This window comes from Agrobacterium sp. MCAB5 (assembly GCF_052114365.1).
Classification (GTDB): Bacteria; Pseudomonadota; Alphaproteobacteria; order Rhizobiales; family Rhizobiaceae; genus Agrobacterium; species Agrobacterium tumefaciens.
On sequence record NZ_JBFREP010000370.1, the window covers coordinates 1 to 364 of the forward strand.

Annotated in this window: 1 protein-coding gene; it reads right to left on the minus strand. The window is 59.6% G+C overall.

Annotated elements, in window-relative coordinates:
• Positions 1–166 precede the first annotated feature (166 nt).
• Positions 167–364, minus strand: a 198-nt coding sequence (locus AB4Z23_RS29075; RefSeq protein WP_441361384.1) for an ATP-binding protein, incomplete at its 5' end; no start/stop codon positions are given.

The window sequence follows — 364 nt, forward strand, 5'->3', positions numbered from 1 at the left end:
GTCTCGATCTTGGTCATGGGAGGCTCCATTCATTTGCCGCTGCTGCGGCGTTTCGTGATAGGAGCTTTGTGATGGATCAGCGTATCCGGCATGTTTCCGGAAACTGCGAAACTGTATCGAAAAGTATCGGCGCTTTGTCACCGGTTATCGTCGACCCGCATCCCTGTCAGGGAAAGGCCACCTCGGCCGCAAGCCCGCCGCCCTGCCTGTTATAGAGGCGAACCGAGCCGCCGATCGTTCCGGCGAGCTGCTGCGCGATCGCCAGTCCGAGACCTGTTCCGCCTGTGTCGCGGTTTCTCGATGTTTCAATCCGGAAGAAGGGCTGCATGGCATTTTGCAGCATCTCGTCGGGGATGCCCGGCCC